Genomic DNA, 5,300 nt, shown 5'->3' with positions numbered 1-5,300 from the left:
GACGCGCTCGACCCGGAGCTGGCCGAGGACGCCGAGGAGACCGAGGCCCCGGCGGCGAAGCCGCGGAGCGGCGGCCTGCCGGACGAGATGGCAATGCTTGGAGACGCACCACTGCTGGCGATCATTCCGGCCGCCGACCTGGCCCGGGCCAGGAACTTCTACACCGAGACCCTCGGTCTGAAGCTCAGCGAGGAGGGCCCGCAGGATCTCACCTTCGAGTGCGGCGGAACGGAGTTCGGCCTCTACGAGACCCCGAGCGCCGGGCAGGCCGCCCACACGCTGGCCAGCTTCAAGGTCCCGGATCTCGACGCCGAGATGGCGACACTGCGCGAGCGCGGCGTCACCTTCGAGGAGTACGACCTGCCGGGCCTGAAGACCGTCGACGGTGTCGCGGAGGCCGAGGGCATGCGCGCGGCCTGGTTCAAGGACAGCGAAGGCAACATCCTCTGCGTGAACGAGCGCACCACCACGTAGCCCCCAGACCCGCACAGCACCCAGGGCCCCCTCGCGGGGCCCCGGGACGCTGCACCACTCCCCCGACCACCCACATGGTGTCTGACAGGATGGCGCTGCCCAGCCCACCGAGATCATGAGGTGTCCGTGAGTAGCGAGTGGACCGTCCACGGCAGCCGCACCGTCTACGCCAGCCCCTGGGTGGAACTCGACCTGGTCGACGTGGAACCGCCTGGGCGCCCCCGCTACGAGCACCACTTGGTCCGGTGGGCGCCGGTCGCGGCGACCGTGGTCCTCGATGCGGAGGACCGCGTGCTCATGATGTGGCGACACCGGTTCGCCACCGACACCTGGAACTGGGAGATCCCCAGCGGCATCGTCGAGGACGGCGAGTCTCTCGAGGCGGCCGCCGTCCGCGAGGTCGAGGAGGAGACCGGCTGGCGGGTGGCCGCTGTCGAACCGCTCGCCTACAACCAACCGGTGGGCGGCATGAGCAACGCCGAGCACCACGTCTTCCTCGCGCGCCGAGCCGAGTACATCGCGCCGCCCGTGGACACCCACGAGGCCGACCGGATCGAATGGATTCCCCTCGACCGGATCCAGGGCATGATCGATCGGCGGGAAATCGTGGCGGGCGTCGCCGTCACCGGGTTGCTGCAACTCCTCGCCCGACGGACCTAGGCCGGCAGGGCGAGCATCTCGCGCAGGTCGCTCACCATCGGCATGCGCGCCGCACGCGGCGGCACGGCTGCCACCACCTCGCGGGCCCGGGTCAGCACGATGCCGGTGCGGTGTTCGTCCGGGAGCGTGGCGACCGCCGCCATGCCGACCTGCGCCGCGGAGCCGATCTCTCCGACGCGCATCAGGCCGTCCGCCTGGTCCAGGGCGATCAGTGCCCGGCCCAGGTGCTCGGCAGGGGCATACATGGCGAGCGCCTGATCCAGTGAGAGCTGTGCGCGCCGGGTGTCACCGAGCGTCGTGTGCATGCTGCCGATGTGCCAGTGCAGCTGCCGCTCGGTGTAGCCGTAGGCAAGGTCGGCGGTGTGCGCTGTGCCCAGCCGGGCGAAGGCCCGCTCGGCCAGGGCCATGGCCTGCCGGGCGTCATCGGAGCGGCCGAGACGCGCAAGTGCGCGTGCTTCCAAGGCGGGCGCCCACGCCGCGGTCGCGCACACCGTGGCACCGGCAACGAGCCGGGCCCGCTCGGCCAGCTGGGCCGCGGCAGCAGGCGCCCCGAAGTACAGCGGGACCACCGCTTCGCGCGCGAGCAGCCAGGCTCTCAGTGCGCGGTCGCCCGTTTCCTCGGCCGCGAGCTGGGCGCACTGGTACCAGAACCGCGCCTCCCGGTGTTCGCCGAGCGCCACAAGGGCGATGCCGGCGGTGGCCGCAAGACGAGCGGCGACGTGGCAGAGCCGGGCCCGGTGGTCGGCCGGCTGCCGGCGGCCGAGCAGTTGCTGCACCTCAAGAGAGTCGAGGACCGAGTCGGCCAGGATCCGGGCGGGCGGGGTGTGTTGGTACGCCGGCCCGTACTCGGCCGCGGTGCGCTCCCATTGGTCCACCGTGGTGTCGGCCAGCGTGCCGGCCAGGGTGCTGGTCATGTCCTGCCGGGCTCCGGCGAGTGCGGCCAGGACAGGGGTGGAGAGGCTGGTTCCCGTCTGCCCGAGAAGACGACGAAGCATCGCGTGCCGGTCCGGCATGGAGGTGTCCACGGAGGGCTGGGGGCTGTTACGGGGGGCATTCCCGGAGACGCCCTCGACCTGCCCGCCTGGGGTGTAGTCGGTCCCGTAGCCGAGTCGGTCGGGCCTGGTCCGGTAGAGCCGGCAGAGACCGTCAAGCCGAACGTCACTGGGACGGGTTGTGCCAAGCTCCCAGGTGGACAACTGCTGCACCGTGACTCGATGGCCCAGCTCGGCCAGCTCCGTGACCGCGGTCCTCAGGGTCCACTCGCGGGCCAGACGCGCGGCTTGCAGCAGACTGACGCCGCACTCGGCGGACACCGCTTGAACGAACTGCCAGGAACTCCAGCCGGAAACCTCGGCCTGGGCCGCGAGGCGGGCGGCGGTCTGCCGGTGAGTGGCGCGGGGCATCAAGGGCTCCGTCCATCGGGGGGTACGGCACCACGCTAGGCCATGGCCTGCCACGCCGATGCCGGTTTCACGACGCTGATATGACGCCCCACCAGGTCATGGTCGTGGCGTCGTGATTTCACTTCGAGGTCGTCATTGCCGGATCAGGCCAGCGCGGACGACGCTCTCGCCATGACCTGCGCACCCCGGACCGGCGCGAGCTCGTCTCTGCCCGGGTGGGCCATCGTTGCGCTGCGCCCAGCATCGACCGAGGAGAAACGCATGATCGCGGAGGACGGAGACCTGACGGTCGCGGTGGACGGCCTGCTGGAGCCCACGACCGCACGAATCGACCTGGCCATCACGACGCTCTGGCAGGCCCTGCGCGGTCTGGCGATCGGCGACTACCAGCGGCGCGCGATGCACCGGCTCCTCGGCACCGGCGACACGCGGGAGATGGAGCGGCTGCTCGACGGCGAGGGACAGGTCGACTGGCGGCTCGACCTCACGAGCGGCGAGGCGATGACCGTGCGCGTGTGGCGGGGTGACGGGCTCACCACCCAGCAGCGCGTCGCCGCCCGGTACGCGCCGCTGCAGCTCCCGGGCACCAGGCGCTGCCCGGGGCTGTGGGCGGTGCAGGACCTCACCACGGGGGAGCTGGTCAGCGACGACGAGGGGGAACGGCGCCGGTTCTCGCTGGAGGCCGGTGCGCAGGCCTGGATCGGCCGTCAGGTGGCGCTCGCCGGATACCGCGGTTACCGCCAGGGCCGCGACGCGTGAACGCTGCCGAACCGAGCCGGGCGGCGGGCGAATTTGCCGCCCGGCCCGGCTCAGCCCTGCGCCGACCACTGGAACGCCCTCCCCACCGGCCTCCCCGCCGACAACCTGCCTGACCGGCGACCGGCTGCCCTGGCCGGTCCGGCTGATCTGGCCCGACGTCACCCCGTGCCCGCACGGCTCCGAAGAGGCCGCCCCGCGTCAGCCGTCGAGCGGGGACCGGTCCGGGGCGGCCGCCTCGGGTACGGGTGCCATGAGCCGGCCCACCCGGCCGCGCGCGGGGCGCGACAGCAGCAGGTGGAGCAGTGCCGCGAGCACGCCCGAGAGGACGAAGCTCAGGTCGACGCCGCCTGTCAGCGCCAGCAGCGGGCCGCGGTAGACCGGCGTGCCCACCGCGCACAGCCCGACCGCGCTGCCGACGGCCCAGGCGACGGTGGCCGGCACGTTCCAGCCCGCGCGGTACCAGTAGACGCCGCCCCGGGTGCCGCGGTTGTAGACCTGCAGCGACCGCTGGTCGTAGTCGCCCCGGCAGCGCCGGTGGCCGATCAACGTGATGACCGCCCACGGGGTCCCGATCGCGGTCAGCACCAGCACGAACGAGGTGACAGCGTCCTGCGCGCTCCAGACGAAGTGGCCGAGGAAGACCAGGCCGGTCGCCACCCCCGCCACCACGTAGGTGGCCTGCCGCCGGGTCGCGCGGGGCAGGATGGCGTCCAGGTCCAGGCCCATGCTGTAGAGCATCAGGCCGGTGTTGCCCGCGGTGCCGAGCAGACCGTTGAGCAGCAGCGGCAGCAGGATCCACAGCGGCGCGCCGGCGATCAGGCTGCCCACATAGTCGTCGCCCGCGCCGGTGGCCACGGCGGTGAAGGCGCCGAACAGCTGCGGGACCAGCAGGCCGAGGAACAGTCCGGCGGCCGTGGCACCCAGCACCCGCCGGTCGCCGTGCCGGGCCGGGGAGACGTAGCGGGTGTAGTCGCCGAGCAGGGTGATGAAGGCGATCGGGCCGCTCAGCCCGGCCGCGACCACCGCCAGCAGCCAGGTCGGCCAGAACCCGCCGAGCAGGTAGCCGCCGTGCGCCGAGCCGTCGAAGTGCGGCGAGAAGGCGAACAGTCCGGCGAGCAGCAGGGCGCCCATGGCCCACATCAGCACGCGCTCCAGCTTCAGCAGCAGCCGGTAGCCGAAGACGGCCGCCGTCGCACTGAGCGCGGCCAGCACGCTGTACGTCGCCACGTACGAGGCGCCGCCGGCCGGCAGGCCGAGCAGCCGGCCGAGCGCGCCGACCACCACGTCGCCGCCGACCCAGAGCGCGAGCGCGGTGTACCCCAGGGACAGCAGCAGGCCGATGACCGAGCCGAGCAGCCGCCCGCGGACGCCGAAGAAGGCGCCGGAACTGGTGGACAGGTTGGTCGCGGTGCGCAGCGACACCAGGGCGAGCGGCGCGGTCAGTGCGATGCCGAGGGCGGTGCCGAGGATCAACGCGGCGGCGGAGGCCCAGAAGGAGAGCCCGAAGGAGACCGGGAGCCAGCCGAAGACCACCACGCCGAAGGCGAGGTTCGAACCGACCAGGATGGACAGCACGTCGCGCGGCGTGCTGGTTCGCTCGGCCTCGGGGATGGTGTCGACGCCGTGCTGTTCGATCAGCGTGGCCGGCGGCGGACTGGGCGTGGGACATGGGCATCGTCTTCCTGGTGCTCGCCGCGGCGGAACGGAGAGGGGATCGCCGGGCTGTCGCGGCGGCCGGGCCGGGGCCCGGGCCACGCAACTCGTCCATGGTTCGCGCCCAAGGCGCGCGGCGACACCGTCCGATCCTCCACAGCGCGATGCCGCTCGCCGGGGGACGGCTGTTCGGTGCTACGGCCGGCGCCCTCCCGCGCACGCCGCATGCCCGGACGTGTACGGAGGACGACGAGCCCGCAGGAAGGCCAGGCTGCCCAGCTTGAGCGTCGAGGCGCCCGGGGCGGTGGGGACCGAGGTGCTGACCAGCAGTGAGTCGCCGAACAGGCCCTC

5 protein-coding genes are annotated in these 5,300 nt (G+C 72.7%); 3 read left to right on the top strand and 2 right to left on the bottom strand.

All coding sequences use genetic code 11. From position 1 onward, the window contains the following. Both ABZ885_RS34795 and ABZ885_RS34790 read left to right on the top strand, forming a co-directional pair. On the top strand, positions 1-474 hold a 474-nt coding region (locus ABZ885_RS34795), incomplete at its 5' end, for a VOC family protein (protein WP_360197847.1). A gap of 126 nt (positions 475-600) precedes the next feature. After that, the gene (locus ABZ885_RS34790) at positions 601-1,134 is read left to right on the top strand and encodes an NUDIX hydrolase (RefSeq protein ID WP_360197844.1); all 534 of its coding nucleotides are present in this window, start codon (positions 601-603) and stop codon (positions 1,132-1,134) included. Here ABZ885_RS34790 and ABZ885_RS34785 read toward each other — a convergent pair. Beyond that, positions 1,131-2,537: a hypothetical protein gene (locus ABZ885_RS34785; RefSeq protein ID WP_360197841.1), complete on the bottom strand. Its 1,407-nt coding sequence runs from the start codon at positions 2,535-2,537 to the stop codon at positions 1,131-1,133. The genes ABZ885_RS34790 and ABZ885_RS34785 overlap by 4 nt on opposite strands. A gap of 261 nt (positions 2,538-2,798) precedes the next feature. On the opposite strand from ABZ885_RS34785, the gene ABZ885_RS34780 reads away from it, so the two are divergent. Further along, positions 2,799-3,296 carry a hypothetical protein gene (locus tag ABZ885_RS34780; protein ID WP_360197838.1) on the top strand — a complete coding sequence of 166 codons (498 nt, stop codon included), beginning with the start codon at positions 2,799-2,801 and terminating at the stop codon, positions 3,294-3,296. Between the two features lie 198 nt (positions 3,297-3,494). On the opposite strand, the gene ABZ885_RS34775 is transcribed toward ABZ885_RS34780, so the two are convergent. Then, on the bottom strand, positions 3,495-4,934 hold the full coding sequence (locus ABZ885_RS34775) for a cytosine permease (protein WP_360197850.1): 1,440 nt from the start codon (positions 4,932-4,934) through the stop codon (positions 3,495-3,497). Positions 4,935-5,300: the final 366 nt, after the last annotated feature.

Origin of the sequence: Kitasatospora sp. NPDC047058, from assembly GCF_040643935.1 — a bacterium.
In the GTDB taxonomy this organism is placed as follows: Bacteria; Actinomycetota; Actinomycetes; order Streptomycetales; family Streptomycetaceae; genus Kitasatospora.
The sequence above is the reverse complement of the archived record's forward strand: the minus strand, read 5'-3'. Positions and strand labels throughout refer to the sequence as shown.